The sequence below is a fragment of the Plantibacter cousiniae (nom. nud.) genome, assembly GCF_977070315.1.
In genome coordinates this window covers 210,489-236,859 of record NZ_CDRVEU010000001.1, presented here as the reverse complement: position 1 = coordinate 236,859, position 26,371 = coordinate 210,489, and the positions used below count along the sequence as shown (strand labels likewise).

The 26,371-nt window shown below is 60.6% G+C and carries 23 protein-coding genes; 15 read left to right on the top strand and 8 right to left on the bottom strand.

Annotated elements, in window-relative coordinates; all coding sequences use genetic code 11:
- The first annotated feature begins 11 nt into the window (after positions 1–11).
- From ACW55A_RS01100 to ACW55A_RS01045, 12 genes are all read left to right on the top strand, one after another.
- Positions 12–1,184 (top strand): alginate biosynthesis protein Alg44, encoded by a 1,173-nt coding sequence (locus ACW55A_RS01100; RefSeq protein ID WP_003365396.1) that lies wholly within the window; start codon positions 12–14, stop codon positions 1,182–1,184.
- A gap of 2 nt (positions 1,185–1,186) precedes the next feature.
- Positions 1,187–2,599, top strand: coding sequence for an alginate biosynthesis TPR repeat lipoprotein AlgK (gene algK / locus ACW55A_RS01095; protein WP_003433625.1), 1,413 nt, complete (start codon positions 1,187–1,189; stop codon positions 2,597–2,599).
- Positions 2,596–4,080, top strand: a complete 1,485-nt coding sequence (locus tag ACW55A_RS01090) for an alginate export family protein (RefSeq protein WP_003433626.1) — start codon at positions 2,596–2,598, stop codon at positions 4,078–4,080. The genes algK and ACW55A_RS01090 overlap by 4 nt, the downstream gene beginning before the upstream one ends.
- 26 nt (positions 4,081–4,106) lie before the next feature.
- The gene (gene algG / locus ACW55A_RS01085; protein ID WP_003433627.1) at positions 4,107–5,717 is read left to right on the top strand and encodes a mannuronan 5-epimerase AlgG; all 1,611 of its coding nucleotides are present in this window, start codon (positions 4,107–4,109) and stop codon (positions 5,715–5,717) included.
- A 14-nt stretch (positions 5,718–5,731) separates the two neighbouring features.
- Positions 5,732–7,171 (top strand): alginate O-acetyltransferase AlgX-related protein, encoded by a 1,440-nt coding sequence (locus ACW55A_RS01080; RefSeq protein WP_455807879.1) that lies wholly within the window; start codon positions 5,732–5,734, stop codon positions 7,169–7,171.
- A gap of 8 nt (positions 7,172–7,179) precedes the next feature.
- On the top strand, positions 7,180–8,316 hold the full coding sequence (locus ACW55A_RS01075; RefSeq protein WP_003365409.1) for a mannuronate-specific alginate lyase: 1,137 nt from the start codon (positions 7,180–7,182) through the stop codon (positions 8,314–8,316).
- A gap of 189 nt (positions 8,317–8,505) precedes the next feature.
- Complete coding sequence (locus ACW55A_RS01070; protein WP_003365411.1) at positions 8,506–10,062, top strand: MBOAT family O-acyltransferase; 1,557 nt, start codon at positions 8,506–8,508, stop codon at positions 10,060–10,062.
- 10 nt (positions 10,063–10,072) lie between these two features.
- Positions 10,073–11,248: an alginate O-acetyltransferase gene (locus tag ACW55A_RS01065; protein ID WP_455807880.1), complete on the top strand. Its 1,176-nt coding sequence runs from the start codon at positions 10,073–10,075 to the stop codon at positions 11,246–11,248.
- 12 nt (positions 11,249–11,260) lie between these two features.
- A complete protein-coding gene (locus tag ACW55A_RS01060) occupies positions 11,261–11,929 on the top strand; it encodes an alginate O-acetyltransferase AlgF (protein ID WP_054080674.1) in 669 nt (222 codons plus the stop codon).
- Between the two features lie 118 nt (positions 11,930–12,047).
- Positions 12,048–13,499 (top strand): mannose-1-phosphate guanylyltransferase/mannose-6-phosphate isomerase, encoded by a 1,452-nt coding sequence (locus ACW55A_RS01055; protein WP_268950320.1) that lies wholly within the window; start codon positions 12,048–12,050, stop codon positions 13,497–13,499.
- A gap of 152 nt (positions 13,500–13,651) precedes the next feature.
- Positions 13,652–14,116, top strand: coding sequence for a multidrug transporter (locus tag ACW55A_RS01050; RefSeq protein ID WP_455807881.1), 465 nt, complete (start codon positions 13,652–13,654; stop codon positions 14,114–14,116).
- Between the two features lie 17 nt (positions 14,117–14,133).
- Positions 14,134–14,952, top strand: a complete 819-nt coding sequence (locus tag ACW55A_RS01045) for an SDR family oxidoreductase (RefSeq protein ID WP_455807882.1) — start codon at positions 14,134–14,136, stop codon at positions 14,950–14,952.
- 112 nt (positions 14,953–15,064) lie between these two features.
- Here the strand turns inward: ACW55A_RS01045 and ACW55A_RS01040 are convergent, their stop codons facing one another.
- Genes ACW55A_RS01040 through ACW55A_RS01025 form a run of 4 tightly spaced genes read right to left on the bottom strand, consistent with a single transcriptional unit; the run spans position 15,065 to position 19,820 of the window.
- Complete coding sequence (locus ACW55A_RS01040) at positions 15,065–15,925, bottom strand: efflux RND transporter periplasmic adaptor subunit (RefSeq protein WP_003365423.1); 861 nt, start codon at positions 15,923–15,925, stop codon at positions 15,065–15,067.
- A 25-nt stretch (positions 15,926–15,950) separates the two neighbouring features.
- Positions 15,951–16,151 carry a DUF1656 domain-containing protein gene (locus ACW55A_RS01035; protein ID WP_003365425.1) on the bottom strand — a complete coding sequence of 67 codons (201 nt, stop codon included), beginning with the start codon at positions 16,149–16,151 and terminating at the stop codon, positions 15,951–15,953.
- Positions 16,141–18,327 (bottom strand): FUSC family protein, encoded by a 2,187-nt coding sequence (locus ACW55A_RS01030; RefSeq protein ID WP_455807883.1) that lies wholly within the window; start codon positions 18,325–18,327, stop codon positions 16,141–16,143. The genes ACW55A_RS01035 and ACW55A_RS01030 overlap by 11 nt, the downstream gene beginning before the upstream one ends.
- Complete coding sequence (locus ACW55A_RS01025) at positions 18,324–19,820, bottom strand: efflux transporter outer membrane subunit (RefSeq protein WP_455807884.1); 1,497 nt, start codon at positions 19,818–19,820, stop codon at positions 18,324–18,326. The genes ACW55A_RS01030 and ACW55A_RS01025 overlap by 4 nt, the downstream gene beginning before the upstream one ends.
- Positions 19,821–20,003: 183 nt before the next feature.
- Between ACW55A_RS01025 and ACW55A_RS01020 the strand changes: the two genes are divergently transcribed.
- Complete coding sequence (locus tag ACW55A_RS01020) at positions 20,004–20,951, top strand: LysR family transcriptional regulator (RefSeq protein ID WP_003365431.1); 948 nt, start codon at positions 20,004–20,006, stop codon at positions 20,949–20,951.
- Positions 20,952–21,038: 87 nt separating this feature from the next.
- Positions 21,039–22,013: a 2-hydroxyacid dehydrogenase gene (locus ACW55A_RS01015; protein WP_054080669.1), complete on the top strand. Its 975-nt coding sequence runs from the start codon at positions 21,039–21,041 to the stop codon at positions 22,011–22,013.
- Positions 22,014–22,060: 47 nt separating this feature from the next.
- Here ACW55A_RS01015 and ACW55A_RS01010 read toward each other — a convergent pair whose 3' ends face one another.
- On the bottom strand, positions 22,061–22,963 hold the full coding sequence (locus ACW55A_RS01010; RefSeq protein WP_003365436.1) for a DMT family transporter: 903 nt from the start codon (positions 22,961–22,963) through the stop codon (positions 22,061–22,063).
- 136 nt (positions 22,964–23,099) lie between these two features.
- Between ACW55A_RS01010 and ACW55A_RS01005 the strand changes: the two genes are divergently transcribed.
- Complete coding sequence (locus ACW55A_RS01005; RefSeq protein ID WP_024663438.1) at positions 23,100–23,975, top strand: AraC family transcriptional regulator; 876 nt, start codon at positions 23,100–23,102, stop codon at positions 23,973–23,975.
- On the opposite strand, the gene ACW55A_RS01000 is transcribed toward ACW55A_RS01005, so the two are convergent.
- From ACW55A_RS01000 to ACW55A_RS00990, 3 genes are read right to left on the bottom strand one after another with little or no spacing between them, the layout of a single operon-like run.
- Entirely contained in the window at positions 23,964–24,296 is a 333-nt protein-coding gene (locus ACW55A_RS01000; RefSeq protein ID WP_003433638.1) for a DUF3325 domain-containing protein, read from the bottom strand. The genes ACW55A_RS01005 and ACW55A_RS01000 overlap by 12 nt on opposite strands.
- A complete protein-coding gene (locus ACW55A_RS00995) occupies positions 24,296–25,861 on the bottom strand; it encodes a PepSY-associated TM helix domain-containing protein (RefSeq protein ID WP_498810325.1) in 1,566 nt (521 codons plus the stop codon). Before ACW55A_RS00995 ends, ACW55A_RS01000 begins: the two co-directional genes overlap by 1 nt.
- The gene (locus tag ACW55A_RS00990; RefSeq protein ID WP_003365446.1) at positions 25,858–26,202 is read right to left on the bottom strand and encodes a DUF3649 domain-containing protein; all 345 of its coding nucleotides are present in this window, start codon (positions 26,200–26,202) and stop codon (positions 25,858–25,860) included. Before ACW55A_RS00990 ends, ACW55A_RS00995 begins: the two co-directional genes overlap by 4 nt.
- Positions 26,203–26,371 lie beyond the last annotated feature (169 nt).

The window sequence follows — 26,371 nt, the reverse complement described above, 5'->3', positions numbered from 1 at the left end:
GAAAAATAGCCATGAATACAGCCGTGAATGCGAACGTCGTACATGAATCCGAAGCCCAGCGCCAACACGCGCGGATCAAGATCCCTGCCAAGCTGCGCCTGCTGAATGATCAGCCCAACGCGCCACTGGTACGTGTCGAAGACCTGTCGGCCGGTGGCCTGAGCTTCGTTGCTCCGTCCGGGCAGAAATTCAGCGAAGGGCAGATCGTCAAGGGACGCCTGCAATTCATCATCGACAATCTTGGCCTGGCCATGGACGTCGATCTGCAGGTGCGCTCGATCGACAACGCCAGCAACCGCATCGGTTGCCAGTTCCAGAATCTGGAACCTCAGGACATCGCTACCCTGCGCCACCTGATCACCTCGCACCTGTCCGGCGAAGTCGTCACCCTGGGCGAAGTGCTGGCCACGCTGCAGCGCGATAACTTCACCAAGGCACGCAAGGTCAAGGGCAAGGACAGCGGCATGAGCGCCATGGGTCGCCTGCGCGCCGTGACCTTCAGCCTGGGCGTGTTCATTGTCGGTCTGGCCGCTTTCGGCTTCATCTTCAAGACGATCTACGGCCTGTACTTCGTCAGCCATGCATCGGCTGGTCTGGTCACCATTCCAAGCATGGACGTGACCATGCCGCGTGAAGGTACCGTACAAAGCCTGGTCGCCCAGAATGGCGAAGCCGCCAAAGGCGCGCCACTGGCGTCCTTCAACACCAGCATGCTGGAAATGCTCAAGGGCAGCCTGACCGGTGAAGACCTGCAGCCAGCCAAGATCGAAGAGCTGTATGGCAAGCAGATGAGCGGCACCATGACCAGCCCGTGCGATTGCGTCGTGGCTCGCCAGCTGGTTGCCGACGGTCAGTTCGCGTCCAAGGGTCAGGTGATCTTCCAACTGGTGCCACGCAACGCGCCGGCCACGGTTGAAGCTCGCTTCACCTATCGCCAGTTCAACGACGTCAAGCCAGGCACACGTGTCAGCTTCCAGATCGCTGGCGAAGACAAACTGCGCACGGGTCAGATCATCAGCAGCACCAACCTGAGCGACGCCGACCTGTCCACCGACATCCGTGTGCAGATCAAGCCTGACGAAAGCCTGAGCAGCTCGCTTGCCGGTCGCCCTGTCGAAGTGGTCAGCGATCGCGGCCCGTCCGTGAACTGGCTGATCGATAAAGCAATGGCTGCGGGTCTGTAACCATGAACAGCCCACTACGACGCCTGTCGACCCCCACGCTACTGAGCCTCGCCGTCGCGCTCGGCCTGAGCGGCTGTGCCGGCCTGCCTGATCAACGCCTTGCCAATGAAGCCCTGAAAAACGGCGACACTGCATTGGCGGAGCAGAACTATCGGCAGCTGGCGGACCTGGGCTACAGCGACGCGCAAGTCGGCCTGGCTGATATTCAGGTCGCGACTCGCGACCCGGCTCAGCTCAAGCAGGCCGAGGCTACCTACCGCGCTGCCGCGCAGACCTCCCCCCGGGCGCAGTCGCGCCTGGGCCGCCTGCTGGCTGCCAAGCCCGACGCTACCGAAGCCGAACATCGCGAAGCCGAAGGCCTGCTGAAAAAGGCCTTCGCCAATGGCGAATCCGGCACGCTGATCCCGCTGGCGATGCTGTATCTGCAATACCCGCACACCTTCCCTGAAGTGAATGCGCAGCAGAAGATCAGTGAGTGGCGCGCTGCCGGTTATCCGGAGGCAGGTCTGGCCCAGGTGCTGCTGTATCGCACTCAAGGCACATATGCTCAACACCTCGATGAGGTCGAGAGCATCTGCAAACAGGCGCTGTCGGCCACGGATATCTGCTACGTGGAACTGGCCACTGTCTACCAGACACGTGGCCAGGCCGAGCAGCGCACGGCCTTGATCGAAAAGCTCAAGAGCGACTACGCCGCTGGCCGCGTCAATGCTCAACGTGTGGACAGCGTCGCGCGCGTACTGGGTGACTCCACCATCGGTACGCCAGACGAAAAGACCGCTCAGCAATTGCTGGAAAACGTTGCGCCGGGCTACCCGATCTCGTGGGTCACGCTGGCCAAACTGCTTTACGACTTCCCCGAACTGGGTGACGTCAACAAGATGATGGAATACCTGAACAACGGCCGCGCGGCAGACCAGCCTCGCGCCGAGCTGCTGCTTGGACGCCTTTACTACGAAGGTAAATGGGTCACGCCCGATGCCTTCAAGGCCGAGGAGCACCTGAAGAAAGCCACCGCCACGGAAATCTCTGCCCATTACTACCTGGGTCAGATCTACCGTCGCGGCTACCTGGGCCAGGTCTACTCGCAAAAAGCCGTGGACGAGCTGCTGACCGCCGCCCGTGGTGGCCAGAACAGCGCCGACTTCGCCCTTGCGCAATTGTTCTCGCAGGGCAAGGGCACTATGCCCGACCCGGTCAACGCCTGGGTGTTCGCGCAACTGGCGCTGGCCAGTCAGACCCCGCAAGCGACCGAGCTTGCCGAGGCCCTCAATACACAACTGCCGCCTGAAAAGCTCGCCACCGCCAAAGACCTGTTGGCACGCGAGCAAAAAGTCCGGGGCGCTAACGCCACTCAGAACGCGATGGCATTGCAGGCCCTGCAAGAAGAAAAAGACGGTGAGGAAGCATTATGAAGTTGAATCCCCTGATGGCCGCCGGCATGGGCCTTGGCTTCACCCTGTTGTGGGCCTGCCCGACACTGGCAGCGCTGACCGAACAACCGCAAAATTTCGGTATCGAAATCAAAGCCACGGCGCAGGCCGAGGATGATCGCGATCTGGGCACCCGTTCGGGCGGCGACGTCAACGGTGTGGGCCTGGACCTGCGTCCCTGGGTCTATGGCGAGCGCGGCGACTGGAGCGGTTACGCGATGGGCCAGGTGGTCACCGCCACCGACATCATTCAGACCGACCCGCTGGAGCAGAGCAACAGCGACGGCAGCGGCACCCAGACTTCGCGTGGCACGGCCAGCGAGCGCGAAGCCGACAAGACCTACGCCGCACTGCGTGAGTTCTGGATCGGCTACAGCGGTTTCACGCCCTACCCTGGCGAGATCCTGAAAGTCGGTCGTCAGCGTCTGCGTAACGACGACGGTCAATGGCACGACACCAATATCGAGGCCATCAACTGGTCGTTCGATACCACGCTGCTGCGCGCTGAACTGGGTGCTGCCCAGCGTTTCAGCGAATACCGCACCGACCTGACCGAACTGGCACCTGACGACGAAGATCGCAAGCACCTGTTCGGCTCGGTGAGCTACCAGTGGACACCAGGCCATTGGGCCGGTATCCGTGCTCACCACAGTGCCGACGACGGCAAGCTCAAGTCGCAGGGCCAGGTGCTGGATGATCTGGACAAGACCTCCAATGGCGATCTGACCTGGGTCGGCCTGCAGGCTGACAGCGATGCCTACAACTATCGCAGCAACACCAATCAGCTCAACTACTGGGGCAGCCTGACCTGGCTGAACGGAACGCGCGACGAGATCGGCGTGACCTCCGCTCCCAACGACCAGTTCATCGCCGGCGAAAAGAACAGCCGTGACATGAATGGCTGGGCCACCGACCTGGGCCTGCGCCTGCGTCTGGACCCGCAATGGCAAGTCGGCGCCGCCTACTCGCGCGCCAGCAAGGACTACGTCCAGAACGGTCTGGAAAGTAACCGCTCCAACTGGACCGGTACGCGTTCGCGCATCCATCGTTTCGGTGAAGCCTTCCAGGGCGAAATGGCCAACGTGGAAACCGGCTCGCTGTTCGCCTCCTGGCAGATGAACGAGGAATACGACGCGTCGCTGATCTACCACAAGTTCCGTCGCGTGGACGGCAACACCGGTATCGGTGGCTCGGGCATCAACGCGGTGAACGACAACCAGAACGGTACGTTCAGCTCGCTGCCGCTGGAAGACGGCAGCAAGGACCTGGGTCAGGAAATGGACCTGGTCGTGACCAAGTATTTCAAGCAAGGCCTGCTGCCAGCCTCGCTGAGCCAGTCGTTCGATGAACCTTCGGCACTGGTGCGCCTGCGCGCAGGTGTCTTCAAGCCAGGCGACGCGTATCAGAACAACGTGGACAGCTACATGCACCGCGCTGTTGTCGACGTCATCTGGCGCTTCTGATGCGAACCGCCAAAGGAGTGCCAGAGATGAACAGTCATACAAGCAACGGGCGTAGCCGACACTGGCCGCACACCCTGCTCGAAAGCGCACTGCTGACCAGCGCCCTGCTGCTGGCCAGCGGTGTGGCGCTGGCCAACGCGCCTGTCGTACCCGACACACAGAAGGCGGTGGTCAAGGAGTTGCACCAGGCCAAGACCTACACCATCACCAGCCCGCCGACCGAGCCGTTGGAAATGGCCAAGCCGGTGTTGCCCGACCTCAAGGGCTACACCGCCGAAGCCGCCCTGAAAAAGATCGTGCGCAACAAACCGGGCAAGGTCACTGTTTCACGGATGATGGAAGAAACCGGCCTGAAGGAATTCATCGGCGGCGATAACAAGATGGCCGAATGGGTCAACCGTCAGCGCGGCATCCCCCAGGCCATCATGATTTCCGACGGCTACGTGAGCCTGCAGGACCTGGCCAGGAAGGTGCCCAAGCAGTTCCTCAACGAGGTCTCGCCAGGTGTCTATGTGGCGCGCCTGCCAATCCTGATCAAGGAAACCGGGATCTTCGAGATCGACAGCAAGACCAAGGAATTGCGTCTGTCTCAGGAAAAGGGCTCGTTCATCGTCAGTGAAGGCAAGATGCTGATCACTCACACTCAGGTCAACGCCTGGAGTGAAACCCGCAACAGCCTGGCGACCTATCGCAAGCCTGACGAGTTTCGCCCTTTCCTGCTGACCTGGGGTGGCTCGGAAACCTGGATCGCCAATACCAAAATGGCGAGCATGGGCTACGACCAGAGCAAGTCCTATGGCATCAGTATTTCCCAGTACACACCCAACACCGCGAAGATTCTCAAGCGTGCCGAACCGACGGGCTGGATCATCGATTCAGAGTTCTCGGACATGTGGTACGGCTTCTACTGCTATGAAACCCGCGACTTCGTGGTCAAAGGCAACACCTACCGCGACAACATCATTTACGGCATTGACCCGCACGACCGTTCGCACGGTCTGATCATCGCCGAAAACGACGTTTACGGGACCAAGAAGAAGCACGGGATAATCATTTCCCGGGAAGTCGACAACAGCTTCATCTTCCGCAACAAGAGCCACAACAACAAATTGTCCGGCGTGGTTCTGGACCGTAACAGCGTCGGCAACATCGTCGCCTACAACGAGATTTACCAGAACCACACTGACGGCATCACCCTGTACGAAAGCGGCAACAACCTGCTGTGGGGCAATCGCGTGATCGCCAACCGCCGCCACGGTATCCGCGTGCGTAACAGCGTGAATATCAAGCTGTACGAGAACGTCGCCATGGGCAACGGCCTGATGGGCGTTTACGGCCACATCAAGGACTTGAGCGACACTGACCGCGACATTGAGCTCGATCCGTTCGACGCTCAGGTCTCGCTGATCATGGTTGGCGGCGAACTGTCCAGCAATGGTTCCGGCCCGCTGTCCATCGACTCGCCACTGAGTGTCGAGCTGTATCGCGTCTCGATGCTGATGCCTACCAAAGAAGTCGGCATCAGCCTCAACGGCGTCCTCGGTGAGCGCCAGGACGAAATCCTCGACCTGCTGGTACGCCAGAAGAAAGCCGTATTGATCGACCCCGTCGAAAGCCAGACCGAGCTGCGGGAATGAGGAAGGGTATTGTTATGCACGCACATCTGATCAAGCTGTTGAGCCTGTCCAGCCTCACCGCCGCCTTGATGGCCGCCGCTGGTGTCGCTCGGGCAGACGACTCGCAAGCGCCGACGTTCAAGGCCGAGCCTTGCTGCTCGCTGTGCCCGGCCGCGCATGATGCGAAAAACTACACCACGCGCTATCAGCAGAACTTCACCACGCTGGTCCAGGCTCAGGGTGACTGGCTGTTCCGGACTCAGGAAGACCTGCGCACCGAGTTCGACACCACGCCTGCCGGCTATCGCCGCATGAAACAACTGCACGATGCGTTCAAGAGCAAAGGCGTCGAACTGGTCGTGGTGTATCAGCCGACCCGTGGCCTGGTGGATCGCAACAAATTGTTCCCGGCCGAACGCGACAAATTCGACTACGACAAGGCGCTGAAAAACTATCAGGCCATGCTTGGCCGCTTCAGCAAGATGGGCTACTGGGTCCCTGACCTGTCACCGTTGACCAACGAGCAGCAGGCGCATGACTTCTACTTCCGCGGTGACCAGCACTGGACGCCGTATGGCGCACAGCGTACGGCGAAGATCGTCGCCGAAACCGTGAAAAAGATTCCGGCCTACGGCGATATCCCCAAGCGTGAGTTCGAAAGCCATATTTCCGGGCGCATGGGCAAGACGGGCACTTTGCACAATATGGCAGGTCAATTGTGCGGTACCAGCTACGCGATCCAGTACATGGACCAGTTCACCACCGAGCCCAAGGGTGAGGCGGGCGACGGCGACCTGTTCGGCGATTCCGGTAACCCGGAAATCACCCTGGTCGGTACCAGCCACAGCGGCAAGAACTACAACTTCGCGGGCTTCCTGCAGGAATACATGGGCGCTGACGTGTTGAACGTGGCGTTCCCTGGTGGTGGCCTGGAAGGTTCGATGCTGCAGTATCTGGGCAGTGAAGACTTCCAGAAGCGTCCGCCGAAGATCCTCATCTGGGAATTCTCGCCGCTGTATCGCCTGGATCAGGAGACCATCTATCGCCAGATGATGTCGCTGCTGGACAACGGCTGTGAAGGCAAGCCTGCCGTCATGAGCGCCAGCACCACGCTTAAGCCGGGTACCAACGAATTGCTGGTCAATGGCAAGAATGGCATCAAGGACATTCGCAACGGCAGCAATCAGATCGACATCAAGTTTGACGACACCTCGGTGAAAGTCCTTCAGGCCAGACTCTGGTACATGAACGGTCGCCATGAGGATCTGAAAATCGAGAAGCCGGAAACGTCAGACACCGATGGACGCTTCGCCTTTGAATTGCGCGAGGATGAGGATTGGGCCGACCAGCAACTGCTGGCGCTGGAAGTCCAGGGACCGGAAGCAGGCACGGCACCACAAAAAGTCGAAGCCAAAGTATGCAAACGCAACGTGTTCCCGAGCGCTGCGACACACACCGCTCAAGCCGGACTATGAGGTGACTTATGCAGACTCCTAAACTGATACGCCCTACCCTGCTGTCGATGGCAATCCTGTCATCGATGGCCTGGGCCACGGGCGCGTCCGCCGCACTGGTTCCACCCAAGGGCTATGACGCCCCGATCGAAAAAATGAAGACGGGCGATCACAACTTCAGCTGTGAAGCCATTCCAAAGCCCTACACCGACAAGCTGGTCTTCCGCAGCAAGTACGAGGGTTCGGACAAGGCACGCGCAACGCTCAATGCGGTATCCGAAGAAGCGTTCCGCGATGCGACCAAGGACATCACCACCCTTGAGCGTGGCGTCAGCAAAGTCGTGATGCAGTACATGCGCGACGGTCGTCCGGAACAACTCGATTGTGCGCTGAACATGATGACCACCTGGGCCAAGGCCGATGCGCTGGAGTCGCGCGAGTTCAACCACACCGGTAAATCCATGCGCAAATGGGCACTGGGCAGCATGTCCTCCGCCTACCTGCGTCTGAAGTTCTCCGAGTCGCACCCGCTGGCCAATCGTCAGCAAGACGCGAAGATCATCGAGACCTGGTTCAGCAAGCTGGCCGATCAGGTGGTCAGCGACTGGAGCAATCTGCCGCTGGAAAAAATCAACAACCACTCGTACTGGGCTGCCTGGTCGGTGATGGCAACCGCTGTCGCCACCAATCGTCAGGACCTGTTCGACTGGGCCGTGAAGGAATACAAGGTCGCTGCCAATCAAGTGGACAAGGACGGTTTCCTGCCCAACGAGATGAAGCGCCGTCAGCGGGCACTGTCGTATCACAACTATGCACTGCCGCCGCTCGCGATGATTGCCAGCTTCGCCCAGGCCAATGGCGTGGACCTGCGTCCGGAAAACAATGGCGCCTTGAAGCGTCTGGGCGACCGGGTGCTGGCCGGCGTCAAGGATCCTTCGATTTTCGCTGAACACAACGGCGAGAAACAGGACATGACGGACCTGAAGAAAGATCCGAAATTCGCTTGGCTCGAACCGTACTGCTCGCTCTACACCTGCAGCCCGGATGTGCTTGAAGAGAAACACGAAAAGCAGCCATTCAAGACATTCCGTCTGGGCGGTGACCTGACCAAGGTCTACGACCCGACGCACGAGAAAGGCGACAAGGGCGATAACGACGGTTCGTGATTCACAGAGTTCTTTGTGGGAGCGGGCTTGCTCGCGAAGAGGCACGCCCAGGCGCTGAATCCGTAAGACCGGACCTCGCCTGAGCTGCCTCACCGACAAGCCGTAACGCGACGTGTTTTACCCCCCAATTTCAACGGGGGGTTTGGGGGGGCTTTAGCCCTTGAATGTTGGACAAACGGAGAGATAAGGATGGTTTTCTCATCCAACGTGTTCCTGTTCCTGTTCATGCCGATTTTCCTCGGCTTGTACTACCTGAGCGGGCAACGCTATCGCAATCTGCTGCTGCTGATTGCCAGCTATATCTTCTACGCCTGGTGGCGAGTGGACTTTCTGGCGCTGTTCGTCGGCGTGACCGTCTGGAACTACTGGATCGGTCTCAAGGTAGGCGCAGCAGGTGTGCGGACCAAGCCGGCACAGAAATGGTTGCTGCTTGGCGTGATAGTGGACCTGTGTATTCTGGGCTACTTCAAATACGCCAACTTCGGCGTGGACAGCATCAACGCAGCCATGACCTCGATGGGTCTGGAACCGTTCATCCTGACTCACGTGCTGTTGCCGATCGGTATCTCGTTCTATGTCTTCGAGTCCATCAGCTACATCATCGACGTTTACCGCGGCGATACTCCGGCCACGCGCAATCTGATCGACTTCGCTGCATTCGTCGCGATCTTTCCGCACCTGATCGCCGGCCCCGTGCTGCGTTTCCGCGATCTGGCCGACCAGTTCAACAACCGTACACACACGCTGGACAAGTTCTCCGAAGGTGCCACGCGCTTCATGCAGGGCTTCATCAAGAAAGTGTTCATCGCCGACACCCTGGCGGTGGTCGCCGACCACTGCTTCGCCCTGCAAAACCCGACCACCGGCGATGCCTGGCTGGGTGCGCTGGCCTACACCGCGCAACTGTATTTCGACTTCTCCGGTTACAGCGATATGGCTATCGGTCTGGGTCTGATGATGGGTTTCCGCTTCATGGAAAACTTCAAACAGCCCTACATCAGCCAATCGATCACCGAGTTCTGGCGTCGCTGGCACATCAGCCTGTCCACCTGGCTGCGTGACTACCTGTACATCACGCTGGGCGGCAACCGCGGCGGCAAGTTCGCGACCTACCGCAACCTGTTCCTGACCATGCTGCTCGGCGGTCTGTGGCACGGTGCCAACGTCACCTACATCATCTGGGGTGCCTGGCACGGCATGTGGCTGGCGATCGAAAAAGCGGTCGGTATCAACACCAAACCCTACAGTTTCAACCCGATCCGCTGGGCACTGACCTTCCTGCTGGTGGTCATAGGCTGGGTCATCTTCCGCGCTGAAAACCTGCATGTCGCCGGTCGTATGTACAGCGCCATGTTCAGCTTCGGCGAGTGGCAGCTGTCGGAACTCAACCGCGCCAGCCTGACCGGTCTGCAAGTGGCAACACTGGTGGTGGCGTATCTGACGCTGGCGTTCTTCGGTCTGCGCGACTTCTACCAGAACCGCGAAAAAGACACCGGCAAGAGCGCCAAGGCTGACGGTCCTGCGACCGCCCAACCGGGCACCATCAAGGCCGTTCCCGGCGATGCTCCCGGCAGTCTGCACCTGCCAGGCTACACCGTGGGCAGCGAAGCTCAGGTGCAGCCTGCGTACTGGGTTGCCGACTGGCCACGTTACGCCATGCGTGCACTGATCCTGCTGCTGTTCGTGGCTTCGATTCTCAAACTTTCGGCGCAAAGCTTCTCGCCGTTCCTTTACTTCCAGTTCTGAGGAGCCTGACATGACGCGTTCATTACGAATCCTCTACATCGCCATCTTCCTGGCCATTCTGCTGGTCCTGGGCGTCTGGTCGCTGCGCAGCTTCAGCACCTTCTCGACGTCGGCCGAGACCACTGTGCTCAACGGCAAATGGACCAAGGCGGCGGAAACTCATTACGACGATGAGTTCCCGATCAAGCGCCTGGGCACCAACCTCTGGGCGGCGCTGGATTTCAAACTGTTCAACGAAGGTCGTCCGGGCGTCGTGCTCGGCAAGGACCAGTGGTTGTACACCGACGAAGAGTTCGATGCGGTTGCCAACGGCGAGCAGAACGAAGCCGACAACCTGGCGATCATTCAGGGTGTGCGTGACGCGCTGGAAAAACAGGGCACCAAACTGGTCCTGGCGATCGTTCCGGCGAAGACCCGTCTGTACCCGGAACACATCGGTGACAACAAGCCTGCCAGCCTGCACACCGACCTGTATCAGCAGTTCCACGCTCAGGTCGCCAAGGCCGGGATCTTTGCCCCGGACTTGCTGGCGCCGCTGCAAGCTGCCAAGCAACAGGGCCAGGTTTTCCTGCGCACCGACACCCACTGGACGCCAATGGGTGCCGAAGTCGCCGCGCAGCAACTGAGCGCCGCGATTGCCCAGAAAACACCACTGGAAGGTGAACCTGAGCAGTTCGTCACACAAGCCAAAGGAACCGAAGCCTACAAAGGTGACCTGACTACATTCCTGCCGCTCGATCCGTTGTTCAGCAACATGCTGCCCAAGCCGGACGAGTTGCAGAAACGCAGTACCGATCCGGTAGCAGACGAAGCGGCAGGCGGTGACGCACTGTTCGCAGACAGCGACATCCCGGTGGGTCTGGTGGGCACCAGCTACAGCGCCAACCCTAACTGGAACTTCGTCGGCGCCTTGAAAGAAGCGCTGCGCAGCGATGTCGTCAACTACGCCGAAGACGGCCATGGCCCGATCCTGCCGATGCTCAAGTACCTGCAGACCGACGCCTTTAAGAACACCCCGCCGCAAGTGGTGATCTGGGAGTTCCCGGAGCGCTACCTGCCGGCACACAACGATCTTGGCGAGTTCGATCCGAAGTGGATCGCCGAGCTGAAGAAATCGCGTGACACCCAAGAAAACGTGGCGCTCAACGCCAAACAATCCGAGTCGCCCAACCGGGCGCAAAACTGAGAGGACTGACTCATGACTTTCAACACTACTGCCAACCGTTCGGCCGCAAAACGCATTTTCAAAACCTGCGCAATGGCCGCAGGTCTGGGCCTGATGTCCCTGCAGGCTTTCGCCGGTGACTCCGCCCTGTACGGCCCGACCGCACCGAAAGGCTCGACCTTCGTGCGTGTCTACAACGCCAGCAACGCTGAAATCAGCGCCACCGTTGGCAACACCAATCTCAACGAAGTGGCGCCACTGGGCAGCACTGCGTTCAGCTTCATGCCGCAGGGCGACTACACCGCCAAGCTGGGCAGCCAGAGCCTGCCGGTGAAACTGGCGGGTGATCACTACTACACCATCGTCAACAACGCCAGCGGCAAGCCACAGCTGGTCGAAGAGCCACCGTTCAAGAACAAGCAGAAATCCCTGGTTCGTGTGCAGAACCTGAGCGACAAGTCCCTGACCCTGAAAACTGCTGACGGCAAGACCGAAGTGGTCAACACCGTTGCGGCCAAAGGCACCGGCGAGCGTGAAATCAACCCGGTCAAAGTCAGCCTGGCGCTGTACGACGGCGACAAGAAAGTCACCGATTTGAAACCTGTGGCACTGGAGCGTGGCGAAGCCGCTGTGCTCTACATCACCGGCAGTGGCAGCAGCCTCTCGCCAGTGTGGGTCAAGCCACCGGTCGCTACCCGCTAAACGGATTATGCCGGTCGGTTCAGGGCATCAGCGTTGAACCGACCCGCGCGGAACAAGAACAAGACAGAAACGACAGACACCTCGTACGGCCCTAATTGAATGCTTTTGGAGAAACAAAATGATTCCAGTTATCTTGTCAGGCGGTAGTGGTTCACGACTCTGGCCGCTTTCGCGTAAACAATTCCCTAAACAGTTCCTGGCGTTGACCGGCGAGCACACCCTGTTCCAGCAAACCCTGGAGCGTCTGGTGTTCGAGGGCATGCAGGAGCCTATCGTGGTCTGCAACAAGGACCACCGTTTCATCGTCAACGAGCAACTCGCTGCGCTGAACCTGGAAACCCAGGCGATCCTCTTGGAACCGTTCGGCCGCAACACGGCACCCGCCGTTGCACTGACTGCCATGAAGCTGGTCAACGAAGGCAACGACGGCCTGATGCTGGTGCTGCCGGCCGACCACGTCATCGAAGACCAGAAAGCCCTGCAACGCGCACTGGCACTGGCGACCGTCGCCGCAGAGCGTGGCGAAATGGTGCTGTTCGGCGTACCGGCCAACAAGCCTGAAACCGGCTATGGCTACATCAAGTCCACCGCCGATGCCCTGCTGCCGGAAGGCGTCAGCCGCGTGTCGCAGTTCGTCGAAAAACCTGACGAAAAACGCGCCAAGGAATTCGTCGAAGCCGGTGGCTACTACTGGAACAGCGGCATGTTCCTGTTCCGCGCCAGCCGCTTCCTGGAAGAACTGAAAAAGCATGACCCGGACATCTACGACACCTGCCTGCTGACCCTTGAGCGCAGCGTGCAGGACGGCGACGCCCTTGAAATCGACTCCTCGACCTTCGCCTGCTGCCCGGACAATTCCATCGACTACGCGGTCATGGAAAAAACCCAGCGCGCCTGCGTCGTACCGCTGTCGGCCGGCTGGAGCGATGTCGGCTGCTGGTCGTCGCTGTGGGAAGTCAACGCCAAGGACGCCAACGGCAACGTCACCAAGGGCGACGTCGTCATCCAGGACAGCCGCAACTGCATGATCCACGGCAACGGCAAACTGGTGTCGGTGATCGGTCTGGACAACATCGTGGTCGTCGAAACCAAGGACGCGATGATGATTGCCCACAAGGACAAGGTCCAGGGCGTCAAGCAAATGGTCGCCACCCTGAACGAACAGGGCCGCACCGAGACCCAGAACCACCTCGAAGTGTACCGTCCGTGGGGCTCCTACGATTCGGTGGACATGGGCGGTCGTTTCCAGGTCAAGCGTATCTCCGTCAAGCCGGGTGCCTGCCTGTCGCTGCAGATGCACCACCACCGCGCCGAACACTGGATCGTGGTATCCGGTACTGCGCAGGTGACCTGTGACGAGAACGTGTTCCTGCTCACCGAAAACCAGTCCACCTACATCCCGATCGCCTCGGTCCATCGCCTGCGCAACCCAGGCAAGATCCCGTTGGAAATCATCGAAGTACAATCGGGCAGCTACTTGGGCGAAGACGACATCGAGCGTTTCGAAGACATCTACGGTCGCTCGAACGCGCTGGAAGCGGGTGTGAAGACGCAAACTATCGCTCGTTGATAGGGTTTTAGCTGCACGCTACAGGTAACACAGCCCTCGACAACTCTTTGCGTAGATTTATACGCAGAGAGTTGTCGGGGGCTTTTCATTTGCGCGACGTCCCCCTCCCTGGTTCTGTAGGATGTCCAGCATTACCTTTGCTGGAGACCTGCATGTTTATCGGCATCCTGTTGATCCTGACCTGGCTCATCCTTCTGCTCCGCTACCCGGCGAAGGCATTGCCCGTCTCGCTGGCTGCGGCGGTCGGGCTTGGGGCGGTGGCGGCCATCGTCATCTGGCAGGACAGCCGGGAAACACGCCAGCTTGAGCGTCTGGATATCCGCCTGAGTTACGATCCGCAAAACTGCCCGGCAGATCGTCCGTTGCAGGTCAGCATCACCAACACCAATCAGGTCACCCTGCAGGAACTGCGTTGGCGAATAGCGGCCTATGCACCTGGTGATTCAGTGAATCTGATCGACAACACCTACGCATCCTCACGCTATCGCGGCCCCGGTGAACTTCAGGCCAAAGGCACGTGGCAGGATTGCGTGCCGGTGCCGGCACTGCGCAACGGGTACCGCCCGCAAACCCTGGAATTTCGCGCAGAACATCTACAAGGCAGTTTCTCGGACTGACCACAAGGATCTCCCTCATGCCCATCGCTTTGATTACAGGCTGTTCCAGCGGAATCGGCCGTGCTCTGGCCGACGCGTTCAAGGCCACTGGCTATGAAGTCTGGGCCACTGCGCGCAAGACCGACGATGTCGCGGCACTCAGTGCAGCGGGTTTCATCGCCGTACAACTGGACGTCAACGACAGCTTGGCGCTGGAGCAACTGGCCGCCGGTCTGGAGCACAGCGGCCTGGATGTGTTGATCAACAACGCTGGCTATGGCGCGATGGGTCCCCTGCTCGACGGCGGTGTGCAGGCCTTGCAGCGACAGTTCGAAACCAATGTGTTTTCCGTCGTCGGGGTAACCCGGGCGCTTTTTCCGGCACTGCGCCGCAACAAGGGGCTGGTGGTGAACATCGGCAGCGTATCCGGTGTGCTGGTCACGCCGTTCGCGGGCGCTTATTGCGCATCCAAGGCGGCGGTGCATGCGCTCAGTGATGCGCTGCGTCTGGAGTTGGCGCCATTCGGCGTACAGGTGATGGAGGTTCAGCCAGGCGCGATCGCGTCGAGCTTTGCGCAGAATGCCAGCCACGAAGCCGAGCAGTTGATCAGTGAGCAATCGCCGTGGTGGCCGATTCGCGAAGGCATTCGTGCACGCGCCAGAGCTTCACTGGACAACCCTACCCCCGCCACAGCATTCGCTCAAGACTTGCTCAAGGCCGTGCAACACACCCATCCGCCACGCCTTCTGCGTCTTGGCAACGGCTCACGCCTGCTGCCGCTGATGGCGTGGGTGCTGCCCAAAGGGCTACTGGATATGGGCCTGAGAAAACGCTTTGGATTGAACACCGACTTGTGACGCAGAGCGTCACGAACTGCATTCCCACGCTGGAGCGTGCGGAACGATCACCTGCCTATCGTGCGACGCTCCGCGTCGGCATGCCGTTCTGGACGCTCCGCGTCCTCAAGCATCAGCCGTCTACCGGCCTGACAATCACCGTGCAGGTCATTCCCGCTGCCAGAAGTACGCCTTCAGGTATAGCGTCCAGATGGATACGCACCGGCACGCGCTGGGCCAGACGCACCCAGTTGAAAGTCGGGTTGACGTCGGCGATCAGTTCGCGGCTTTGCGGGTTGTCACGGTCGTAGATGCCGCGTGCAATGCTTTCGACATGACCCTTGAGCACCTCGCCGCTCATTAACTGCATATCGGCAGGATCGCCCACGTTCAGGTGCGGCAATTTGGTTTCCTCGAAGAAGCCGTAGACCCAGAACGAGTTCATGTCGACCACGGCCATCTTCGCTTCACCGATACGCGCATAGTCACCGCGATGGACATTGAGGTTGGTGACGTAACCGTCCACCGCCGCCAGTACCCGCGTGCGTGACAGGTTAAGCTCGGCCGCCTCCAGTTGCGCCTGGGCCAACTGGTAATCGGCCAGGGCCGAGGTGGCTACGTTACTCGCGTCGTCACGATTTTCCGCCGAGATGACCAGTTCATCCATGTCGGCACGCCGCCTGGCATTCAGTTTGCGCATCTCCCAGGTTGCCTTGCGTGAAGCCAGTAACGCCTGCGCCTGCTTTACGGCGATCCGGTAATGCTCCGGGTCAATCTGCATCAGCAAATCGCCACGCTTTACCCACTGGTTGTCACGCACCGGCACCTCGACCACAGTGCCGGACACATCGGCGGCCACGTTGATGATATCGGCGCGCACCCGGCCATCGCGGGTCCATGGGCTATCCATATAGTCGATCCACAGCGTACGACCGATCCAGAGCGCGACTGCCAGCACCAGCAACGTGGCAAACAGACTGAAGAACTTTTTCATCCAGAGATTTTTCCCGACTCAGGCGTCAACGATAAAGGGGCAGCGCCAACGCGCCGAAGATGCAGATAAACAGGCTCAGACGCAGCAAGGCCGGGTGCCAGAAATGCCGATACAGGTCAAAACCAGCCAGCAGACGATCCAGCGCCCATGCCAGAACCACGGCCAGCAGAAAGATCAGCGTGAGGGTCGGCATATACAGACCGTGGAAGGCTATTTCACGCGGCATGGGCGAGTCCTGAAGCGGCTCGCGCAACACCATAAGCGGCAAGCGGCGATTGCGGGTCCAGCAGTGACGTGCGGATAAAGTGCAGGTAGCTTTTTACCCGGCGCAGCACCGACGTATCGAAATGCGAGGCGAAGGGTTCATCGGCCTCCTGCACCCGCTTGATGGCCTGATCGACTGCCGAGAGACAGCGCTGCAGATTGACCGAATCAGGCTGGATGAACAGCCGCACCAAAGCGCGCCCCATGACTCGCAGCGCGATGCGCCAGGGCTGGTACTCGGCGTAGGCAGGGTGAATCGGCAGCAGCGCCTGTTCATGGCGCAGCTCGATAATGGCGTGGCCGATTTCCAGCACCACGAACATCCAGCGCAACAACTCGCGCTGAACCAGCGGTTTGCCAATCGCCAGGCCGTACGCCTGATGCATCAGGTCGCGGGTCTGGCTTTCGAAGCTTGAGCCCAGACGCTTGAGCGGCGCGCTGATCGCAAACACCACTTGATTGCGCAAGGCCTGTTCCAGGCGTTGCCACATCCAGCGGCTGTTGGGCGGCAGGATGATTGCTCCGGCAGCGGCACAGATCAGCATACCGACGACCATCGCGAGGTAATCGTTGATGAAGGTGTAGGGGTCGTAGACCGTCAGGTTGTCCGGCACCGAGCCCAGGCTGAAAAAAATCAGCAGCCCCAGTCCGTATCCCGTCCACTGTGGACGTGAGCCCAGGTATGCACCGAGCACAAACACCGGGGCCAGTAGCAGGCACAGCAACGGAAAACCGTCGATGTGCGGGAACAGAAAAAAGGTCTCGATAAATCCCGACAGCGCGCCGAGCAATGTACCGCCAGCCATTTGCAGCGACATGCGTCTGGGGTTGTGGGTGGTCGACGACAGAGCAACGGTGGCCGCCGAGGCCAGGACCATGCTCGCGCCGCTGGGCCACGCCGTCAGCACCCAATACACACTCATCAGACCGACCACGCAGGTCGCCCGGGCGCCGGCTGCCAGCGCGGTCATCCAGTGGGTACGCGGTACGAACGAGCCCTTCCACTGTTCACGCTCATGGCTGTGGTCGGCCAGTGATGCGTGGGTTCGTGCGTAGTCGAGCAACTCGCTGAGCAGGCGGTACAGCAGCTCGAACGAGGTGTGAAAGTCCAGTCGTTCGGCGTCGTTGGGCAGGGTGTGCTCCAACTCGGCGCGCAGGCTTCTGACCCGTTCGGGGAAGTGCGCCCTGCACGACTCCAGACGCGTGACCAGCAGCGCCGCGTCATCGTTGGTCAAGGCGCGGTCGGCGAATCCGTCGAGCAGCTCTGCAAGGTTTTCAAGGCCGGGATCGATATGCTTCAACACCTGATCGGCCTGTTCGAGACGCAAACGCTCGAGCAATTGGTGCAGGGCATTGAAGCGCGTGGTGACCGCCATGAATTCGCTGTTCAAACGGTTGAGTCGACCGTTGCGGCGACGCATGTGCGGGTCTTCGAATACCGTGACGCTGCGCAGCCCTTCAAGGCCGATGGCCTCGGCCACAAAACGTACATTGCCGGTTTCAAATTCAGTGCGTGAAATATCGCCGCGCAGGCCGTTGACCACGAAGCGCGCGAACCCGCCGAAGCGCAGATAAAGCGCGTTGCGCATCGCTGCGCTGGAGCTCTGCGGCAGCACCGCTGCGCTGATGGCCGTGGAACACAGGATACCCAGAGTGATTTCCAGTACCCGCCACACCGCCGACATGAACGAACCTTCAGGATGCGCCAGGGCAGGCAGCCCCACCATGGCGGCGGTGTACCCGGCCAGCACAAAACCGTACGCGCGAAAGTTGCGATAGCGCGCCGCACCGGCCGAACACAGACCGACCCAGAGCGCGAGGCTGCCGAGAAACGGCAGCGGGTTCTGCGCAAACAGGGCCATCAACAGCACCATCATCGCCGACCCGGCCAGCGTCCCCAGCAGGCGATAAAAACTCTTGGCGAACACCTGTCCGCTCTGTGGCTGCATGACGATGAACACCGTGATCATCGCCGTGTGCGGCTGCGGCAGTTCCAGGCGCAGTGCCAGCCAGTAGGTGAGGAATGCGGCGAGCAGCACCTTGAAGATGTAAACCCAGGTCACCCCGTCACTGCGCGCCCAGCTGTGTAATTCGCGACGCCACGGCAGGTCGGTGATGCGCTGTAGCGAGGCGATCATTGCCCGCCCCCGGACTTGGCAGCAGTGTCAGCGGAATGACCATTGGGATTGCCACTCTCGCCACCGTCACCGCCCAGCGCCACCACCAGCCCGGCGTAGGCTTCCAGCCGCGCGGCCTCGACCTGCTGCTGAATCTGCTGCTGGCGAAACAGCTGCGTGCGCGCATTGAGCACGTTCAGGTAATCGGTCAGGCCGCGCTGCCAGGCGATCAACGCGATGTCGTAGGTCTTTTGCGCAGACGCCACCGACTCGGCAGCGAGTGCCTGCTGCTTGTCCATCGAGGCACGCCGAATCAACTGGTCGGAGACACTTTTCAGCGCCATCACCAGCGTCTGGTTGTAATGCGCAACGGCCTGATCGTAAGCAGCCGACGCCTGCCCCAGTTCCGCCCGCAAGCGTCCAGCGTCGAAGATCGGCAGGCTGATGGCCGGCCCGACCTTGTAACCCAGTTTGCTGCCGGTCAGAAACTCCAGCATGCCGCCGCCCGTGGCCATGTAGCTCAGGCTGCCGACCAGATCGACATTGGGATAAAAGCCCGCATGCGCGACGTCGATACCGCGCGCCTGCGCCGCCACCTGCCAGCGAGCGGCCACCACGTCAGGCCGCTGGCCCAGCAGTTCGGCAGGCAATGTCGAGGGCAATGTGAGTGAGGTGTGCAAGGACAGCGCAGGCCGCTGCAAGGCCGCACCCTGCCCCGGCCCCTTGCCTGCCAGCGCGGCCAGCTGGTTTCGACCCAACGCGATGGCCTCTTGCAGCGCGTCGATCTGCCGATGCGCCTCAGGCAGCGGGGTTTCGGCCTGACTGACATCGAAGTGCGTACCGATCCCGCCCTTGAGGCGACGCTGCGCCAGGTCGAGTATCTGTTGCTGCTGGGCCAGTGCCGCCTCTGCGATATCCAGTCGGGCGTAGTCGAGGGACAGCTGGATGTAGGCGCGCACCACGTTTTCCTGCAATTCGAGCTGCGCCTGACGCTGCTCGGCAGCACTCACGTGCGCCAGATCAACGGCCTGCTCGCTGGCGTTGCGTTCACGTCCCCACAGATCCAGCGCGTAGCTCAGGCCCAGTGACGCATTGTTGTCCCAGGTGCGAGTATCGGCCAGCGCGCCGGGGCCATAAAACTGATCCTCGGGCCAGTCGTGACGCATCAGGCTGGCGTTGCCTTGCAGTTGCACAGCCTCGGCGGACTCGGCGACCTGCGCCATCGCTCTCGCCTGGCGCACACGAGCCGCGGCAAGTGCCAGACTCGGGCTGCCCAGCGTCGCCATCTCGACCCAGTGGTCCAGTTGCGCATCGCCGTAGGCACGCCACCATTGCGCTGCGGGCCAATGGGCGTCGAGGGCAGCGCTCTGAATCGCCTGATCCGTGGCCAGGCTGTCGGCGTGCAGGACAGTGCCCTGCGGTTTGATTCCATGTGTTCCGATACAGCCGTTGAGGACCAGCGTAAAAGCCAGGATACCGACGGGCCAGAGCCCTCTGATGATGCGACGCGGCACAGCTGCAAGTTCCCGAACGAAGGTGACACACCTTGAATGGCGGCGATTCTAGGCGGCGCTCGACGCGGCGATAAGCGGGGAGATTTGTGAATCTTTGTTACTGAAACGGCGATAATCCTTTGGTCTGGATACATGCATCCGTTACTTCATGTCACAATTTGCCATCTACTCAGAGAAGTACCCATGGACACCCTGCAAAACATGCGTGCCTTCAGCTGCGTGGCGCAAGCGGGCAGCTTCACTGCCGCCGCCGCCGTGCTGGACACCACCACCGCTAACGTCTCGCGCGCGGTCTCCAACCTTGAAGCACATTTACAGACGCGCCTGCTCAATCGCACCACCCGACGCATTGCCCTCACCGAAGCAGGCAAGCGTTATCTGTTGCGCTGCGAACAGATTCTCGCCTCGGTAGAAGAAGCCGAGGCCGAAGCCAGCGATGCTCATGCCCGCCCGGCCGGGCAGCTCAAAGTGCATTCGATGCCCGGCGTCGGCCAGCATTATGTGATCGACGCCATCGCCCGTTACCGGCGCAGCCACCCGGACGTCGCGTTCGATCTGACCATGACTCACCGCGTGCCGGACTTGCTGGAAGAAGGCTATGACGTGTCGATCGTGCTGGCCAGTGAACTGGCTGACTCGGGCTTTGTGTCTCAGCGCCTGGGCATTACCTACAGCATCGTGTGCGCGTCCCCCGAGTACGTGAAAACGTTCGGCATGGCCCACAAGCCTGCCGACCTGCTGAATCATGCGTGTCTGCGTCTGGTGAGCCCGGTGTTCCCGCTGGACAAGTGGCTGTTCGACGGCCCGGAAGGCCAGGAAATGGTCACCATCAACAGCTCGCCGCTGCTGGTCAACTCTGCGGATGCGATGAAAACTGCGATTTCCAGCGGCATGGGGATTGGCATTCTGCCGATCTACTCGGCGATCGAGGGGCTGCGCAACGGCACACTGGTGCGCGTATTGTCCGATTACCGCTCGCAAGAGCTGAACCTGTACGCCATCTACCCTTCACGCCAGTATCTGGATGCGAAGATCAGAACCTGGGTTGAATACCTGCGCGGTTCCCTGCCGGAAATTCTCGCTGCCGATGAAGCCGATCTGCATGTGCAGGCTCTCAAGTCATCGTACTGACATCGTACAACTGCAAAAAGCGGCTGCCAAAGAGCGGGGAGGAATGTTAGCGTGCTACTCATTCAACCGCTCGAGAGTGACTGCCCAATGAAAAAAACCGTACTCGCCTTCAGCCGTGTTTCTCCTGAAATGGCCGAGCGCCTGGCGCAAGACTTCAACGTGATCGTGCCCAACCCCAAACAGGGTGATATCAACGCGCAGTTTGCAGAAGCCTTGCCTGAATCCCACGGGCTGATTGGCGCAGGCCGCAAGCTGGGTCGCGAACAACTGCAGAACGCCACGAAGCTGGAGGTGGTGTCCAGCATTTCGGTGGGCTACGACAACTACGACGTAGACTACCTGAGCGAGCGCGGCATTCTGCTGACCAACACGCCGGATGTACTGACCGAAAGCACCGCCGACCTGGGCTTCTCGCTGATCATGAGCAGCGCTCGCCGGGTCGCCGAACTGGATGCCTACACCAAGGCCGGACAGTGGACGCGGAGCATCGAACCGCCGCACTTCGGCACCGATGTGCATGGCAAGACGCTGGGGATCGTCGGCATGGGTAACATCGGCGCAGCCATTGCCCGCCGTGGTCGTCTGGGTTTCAACATGCCGATTCTGTACAGCGGCAACAGCCGCAAGACCGAGCTCGAACAGGAGCTGGGCGCACAATTTCGCAGCCTGGATCAATTGCTGGCCGAAGCGGATTTCGTCTGCCTGGTCGTGCCGCTGAGTGAAAAGACCAAACACTTGATCGGCCGCCGCGAGCTGAGCCTGATGAAGCCCGGCGCCATCCTGGTCAACATCGCCCGCGGCCCGATCGTCGATGAACCCGCGCTGATCGAAGCGCTGCAGAACGGCACCCTTCGCGGTGCCGGTCTGGACGTCTACGAAAAAGAGCCGCTGAGCGAATCGCCGCTGTTCCAATTGAAGAACGCGGTGACCCTGCCGCACATCGGCTCAGCCACCACCGAAACCCGCCAGGCCATGGCCGACCGCGCCTACGGCAACCTGCGCAGCGCGCTGCTCGGTGAACGACCACAGGATCTGGTCAACCCGCAGGTGTGGAAAGGCTGAAGCCCGCGCCTCTGCCGATCTGCCGGAAAGGCACGATAGCCACCAGCTCAGGCCAGTTTGCCGCCGACCACGACGGCAACCGGTCTGATCTTCCTGAACACCAGCACGTTGCCGACCATCACCAGCACCAGCCCCAGCAAGGCAGCCAAGGTCCACTGATAGCCTTCCACCCAGGCGGAGATATTCAGCGCCACGACCGGGAACAGCACCGTGCAGTAAGCCGCACGCTCCGGCCCCATGCGCCCGACCAGGGTCAGGTAGGCAGTGAACGCAATCACCGAGCCGGGGATCACCAGAAACAGCAGTGAGCCTACGTAGCGCGTGTTCCATTCGAAGGTGAACGACGTGCCGCTCAGCAGGCAATACATGCCCAGTATCGTTGCCCCGTAGAACATCCCCCACGCATTGGTGGTCAGCGGACGCAGACCGGCTTTCTGCTGCAGGCTCGACAGCATGTTGCCCGCCGAGAAGCACAGCGTGCCGAGCAAGGCCAGTCCCAGGCCGATCAGGGTCTGCCGGCTCGCGCCATGCCCGGACATTTCAGGCCAGAACAGACAGGCCAGACCGATCAGGCCCATGGCGCCACCGGCCAGTACATTGCTGGCGATTTTCTGGCGAAAGAACACCCGTGCGTTCAGCGCATTCCACAGTGTCGAGGTCGAGAACACCACCGCGATCAGGCCACTGGGTATCCACTGGCTGGCCGTGTAGAAGCACATGAAGTTGACGCAGAACAGGCACACGCCCTGCGCCAGGCAAATCAACTGGCCACGACGATTGACCGGCTGCAGACGCTTGCTCAGCAACAGGAATGCAAACAGCACCAACGCTGCCAGGGCAAAGCGATAGACGATCGATACCGGAATCGCGACATCGCCGAGTTGAAGTTTCAGAGCGATCCAGGTGGTGCCCCAGATCAGCACGGTCAGCAGATAAAGCGAGAGGTTCATGGTGCAGGCTCCTTGATGAGCCATCAGTCTGCTGCGTGCCGGTCTGCCAGCGCTTGCACAATCTTGCGCATTTGCTTCAAGCGCTACTGGCAGCGGCGTCGCCAGCGAGTAGGATACAAATCCTAGAGGAATCGTCATGCCCACCATTGAATCCATCCAGGTCTTTCAGGCCCTGAACAGTTCGCCCAATGCCCATCTGGAGCAAAGCGCGCCGCTGGGCGACGGGTTGGTGGCGGCGTTGTGGAACAATCGGCATGACTCGCAGGAATATCACGCACCGACCCACCATACGCTGTCGTGCTATATCGAGGACGGTACCGGGACCTTTCGCCGCGGCAGACCCGACCAGAAAGGCGCGCCGGGCAAACTGTGCATCTTGCCTGCCGGCCATGAGTCCGCTTGGGTAGTGAATGGCGAGATCCGTCTGGCGCATCTGTATTTCAGCCCGGAACAGTTTGCGCTGGGCTGCGTGACCCTGTTGGACCGTGAGCCGCGCGAGATGCAACTGCGGGAAAACACCTTTCTGGAAGACCCCGCACAGGCGGCACGCTTCCGGCAGCTGATTCGCCTGAACTGGGCAGAACCCGGCGAGCGCCTGCTGACCAGCAGCCTGGCGCACGAGATGGTCAGCCATGCGCTGCTCAGCCAGGCTGGGCTGCGCGAAGGGCTGCGCTTGAAAGGCGGCCTGGCGCCGCACCTGCGCCGGCACCTGGTGGACTTCATCGAAATGCATCTCGCCGACCCGCTGAGCCTTGGCCAACTGGCCGGCCTGTGCGCGCTGTCGGAATACCACTTCGCACGCATGTTTCGCGAAAGCTTCGGCTTGCCGCCGCACCAGTACCTGCTGGCGCGGCGTATCGAGCGGGCGCGCCAGTTACTGCGCGGCACCGGCAAGCCGCTGGGCGAGATCGCGCTGGCCTGCGGGTTCGCCAGCGCCAGCCATTTCAGCAACCGCTTTCGTCAGGCCACAGGGGCGACACCGGGTGAATACAGAACGGCGTTAGGCCAATAACTGACCTACCGCGGCCAACGGGCTCAACAGCGCCCCACACCCCGCCAGTGCCAGCACCCAACGCGGACGGAACGACAGCAACGCAACCAGCAACACCGCGCTGCCCATCAGCGCAGCGAACCAGTACACCGTCCCCATCATCCAGCCACAGTCATGAACCGCAGCCCACGACGACAGTAACAGCGCCCCCCAGCCAGCCAGTTTGAGCAGCCGTCGCCGCTGTTCGGTCAACGGCCCCTTGAGCAGTTCACCGTAATGTCGGGCCATGGACAGACACAGGCACGTGAACCCCACATAACAGAGCAAGGCCGCCAGCAGCATCAGGGGGCCTCCTGAGGTACGACCGGCAACGAGACGCGGGAGGTTTTACCGGCAGGCGCAGCCTTGAACTTCAGCGCCGCCCAGCCCAGGAACAGCCCGGTGACCAGCACCGTCAGGTCAAAAGCCACCAACACCCGGTTTCCTGACATCAACGAATCCAGCAGATAGCGACCGCAGGTCAGCAGATCGAGCAACGGCAGACCGGCGAACAGCAGCGCGCCGAGCCACAGTTGTTCTCGCCATGCGCTACGCCCCTTGCGCAGCGCAGCATGCATGACTGACACGGCCCAAACCGTGAAGAACACGCTGACCTCCCAATCAGCACGCCCGACGAATCCGCCAGGCAGCAAACGATTGGCCCAGAAAAAGCTGGCCACGGCAATCATCAACCCGGACATGCTGGCAATGTTCAGCACTTCGACCACACGCAGTTCCAGCGGCAGCACGCCGGTCTTGGCGTGTTTGAGATGACGCTTGCCCAGCCACATCACCAACCCGGTGCCGATCATTGCAGTCCCGGCGACACCAAAAATGAAGTACAGCCAGCGCAGCAACGGTTCGGCGAAATGGCCCACGTGCAGGCCATACATCCCGCTTGAAATCAGCAGCGCCAGCGGGCGCTCGGGCACTTCGTTCAACAGTTCGCCGCTGGCACCGCTGAACGTCAGCGCCCCGCCCCGGTCCGGCACAATGCTGCCCTTGTCGTCACGCGTCAGCAGAATCGAAGCGGTGCTGTCGCCCGGATTATTAACGATAACCCGACCCACCTGACCGCTGTCCCATTTCGCATTCGCTGCGTTGACCAATGGCGCAAGCGCCACCAGCGGCGCAGCGGTGCCTTCGCGCTTGACCGTTTCCGGAAACGGATAGGCTTCGCTGTAGAAGGCCTGGACGGTGTCGTACTGGCTGAGAATGCTCGCGGGCATCACCATCGACATGAAGATCACCAGACTGCTGTAAGTGATCATCAGGTGAAACGGCAGCACCAGCACGCCCAGCGCGTTATGCCCGTCCAGCCAGGAACGCTGGCCCTTGCGCGGACGAAAGGTGAAGAACTCCTTGAAAACCTTCTTGTGAATGATGATGCCGGTGATCAGCGCGACCAGCATCACCATCGCGGCGCTGGTTGCCAACCAGCGGCCCCAGGGATATGGCATCTGCAGTTGATAGTGAAACCGGTAGAAGAAATCGCCACCGCGTGTGTCACGCGCCTGCACCTCACTGCCGGTCTGCGGATCGAGCAGCTTGCGTACGAAGTTGTTGCGCTGGCCCTGTTTGCCTTCGGGCAGCCAGCCGACCATCAGGCCGGGCGTGCGCTGATCGGGCAGACTGATGAACCAGCGCGTAGCCCCGGCGGCATGGCTTTGCAGATAAAGCTGAGCCTGTTGCACGCTGGCGTCTGCATCAAGGGCGCGCACCGGAATCTCCGGCTGCATCCAGTGGGTAATCTCGTCCTTGAAATAGGAAAGCGTGCCGGTCAGAAAAATCGCGAACAGCAACCAGCCAAACAGTAAACCGACCCAGGTGTGCAACCAGGCCATCGACTGGCGAAAGCCCTCCTTCACAGCAACCACCGACCACAGGCGTAGGCCGCGCCCAACAGTGCACAGGGCGTCAGCACCCCGACCCACGCCTGCAGCGCCGTGCGGCAGGCAAAACACCAGAGCACCGCGCCCAGATAGGCGAGAAACGAGAACATCATCCCCGTCACCACCGCTTCGGCGCGGGTAATCGGCAGCCATTGTGCGATGCAGGTACTGAACAACGACGCCAGCAGGTAACCGGCAAATACCGCAGCCAGTGTCCGCGAGACAATGGCAAGGCGATAGGCAGCCGTCACGCCCCTGGTTCTGGCTTTTGCCGTGCGCTTTTCCGGCAACGGGCGGCTTGCGGTGGTGACATCCATCAAAGGTTCTGCATTGATTCATGAAACCAGGGAAGCCGGTCACAAGCGGCCAGGAAGGGGTCGCAACAAAAGCCGGCGGTGTGCGCCATTCATCCCGGACGGGACAAATGAACCGCAATATTAATGATAAATATTCTCATACGCAAAAGAGTCTGCCAGAATCCACGCC

What these genes read in the sequence shown, in the direction of transcription:
- ACW55A_RS01100 (WP_003365396.1), top strand. Translation starts at nt 12, where the DNA reads ATGAATACAGCCGTGAATGCGAACGTCGTACATGAATCCGAAGCCCAG.
- algK (WP_003433625.1), top strand. Translation starts at nt 1,187, where the DNA reads ATGAACAGCCCACTACGACGCCTGTCGACCCCCACGCTACTGAGCCTC.
- ACW55A_RS01090 (WP_003433626.1), top strand. Translation starts at nt 2,596, where the DNA reads ATGAAGTTGAATCCCCTGATGGCCGCCGGCATGGGCCTTGGCTTCACC.
- algG (WP_003433627.1), top strand. Translation starts at nt 4,107, where the DNA reads ATGAACAGTCATACAAGCAACGGGCGTAGCCGACACTGGCCGCACACC.
- ACW55A_RS01080 (WP_455807879.1), top strand. Translation starts at nt 5,732, where the DNA reads ATGCACGCACATCTGATCAAGCTGTTGAGCCTGTCCAGCCTCACCGCC.
- ACW55A_RS01075 (WP_003365409.1), top strand. Translation starts at nt 7,180, where the DNA reads ATGCAGACTCCTAAACTGATACGCCCTACCCTGCTGTCGATGGCAATC.
- ACW55A_RS01070 (WP_003365411.1), top strand. Translation starts at nt 8,506, where the DNA reads ATGGTTTTCTCATCCAACGTGTTCCTGTTCCTGTTCATGCCGATTTTC.
- ACW55A_RS01065 (WP_455807880.1), top strand. Translation starts at nt 10,073, where the DNA reads ATGACGCGTTCATTACGAATCCTCTACATCGCCATCTTCCTGGCCATT.
- ACW55A_RS01060 (WP_054080674.1), top strand. Translation starts at nt 11,261, where the DNA reads ATGACTTTCAACACTACTGCCAACCGTTCGGCCGCAAAACGCATTTTC.
- ACW55A_RS01055 (WP_268950320.1), top strand. Translation starts at nt 12,048, where the DNA reads ATGATTCCAGTTATCTTGTCAGGCGGTAGTGGTTCACGACTCTGGCCG.
- ACW55A_RS01050 (WP_455807881.1), top strand. Translation starts at nt 13,652, where the DNA reads ATGTTTATCGGCATCCTGTTGATCCTGACCTGGCTCATCCTTCTGCTC.
- ACW55A_RS01045 (WP_455807882.1), top strand. Translation starts at nt 14,134, where the DNA reads ATGCCCATCGCTTTGATTACAGGCTGTTCCAGCGGAATCGGCCGTGCT.
- ACW55A_RS01040 (WP_003365423.1), bottom strand. Translation starts at nt 15,925, where the DNA reads ATGAAAAAGTTCTTCAGTCTGTTTGCCACGTTGCTGGTGCTGGCAGTC.
- ACW55A_RS01035 (WP_003365425.1), bottom strand. Translation starts at nt 16,151, where the DNA reads ATGCCGCGTGAAATAGCCTTCCACGGTCTGTATATGCCGACCCTCACG.
- ACW55A_RS01030 (WP_455807883.1), bottom strand. Translation starts at nt 18,327, where the DNA reads ATGATCGCCTCGCTACAGCGCATCACCGACCTGCCGTGGCGTCGCGAA.
- ACW55A_RS01020 (WP_003365431.1), top strand. Translation starts at nt 20,004, where the DNA reads ATGGACACCCTGCAAAACATGCGTGCCTTCAGCTGCGTGGCGCAAGCG.
- ACW55A_RS01015 (WP_054080669.1), top strand. Translation starts at nt 21,039, where the DNA reads ATGAAAAAAACCGTACTCGCCTTCAGCCGTGTTTCTCCTGAAATGGCC.
- ACW55A_RS01010 (WP_003365436.1), bottom strand. Translation starts at nt 22,963, where the DNA reads ATGAACCTCTCGCTTTATCTGCTGACCGTGCTGATCTGGGGCACCACC.
- ACW55A_RS01005 (WP_024663438.1), top strand. Translation starts at nt 23,100, where the DNA reads ATGCCCACCATTGAATCCATCCAGGTCTTTCAGGCCCTGAACAGTTCG.
- ACW55A_RS01000 (WP_003433638.1), bottom strand. Translation starts at nt 24,296, where the DNA reads ATGCTGCTGGCGGCCTTGCTCTGTTATGTGGGGTTCACGTGCCTGTGT.
- ACW55A_RS00990 (WP_003365446.1), bottom strand. Translation starts at nt 26,202, where the DNA reads ATGGATGTCACCACCGCAAGCCGCCCGTTGCCGGAAAAGCGCACGGCA.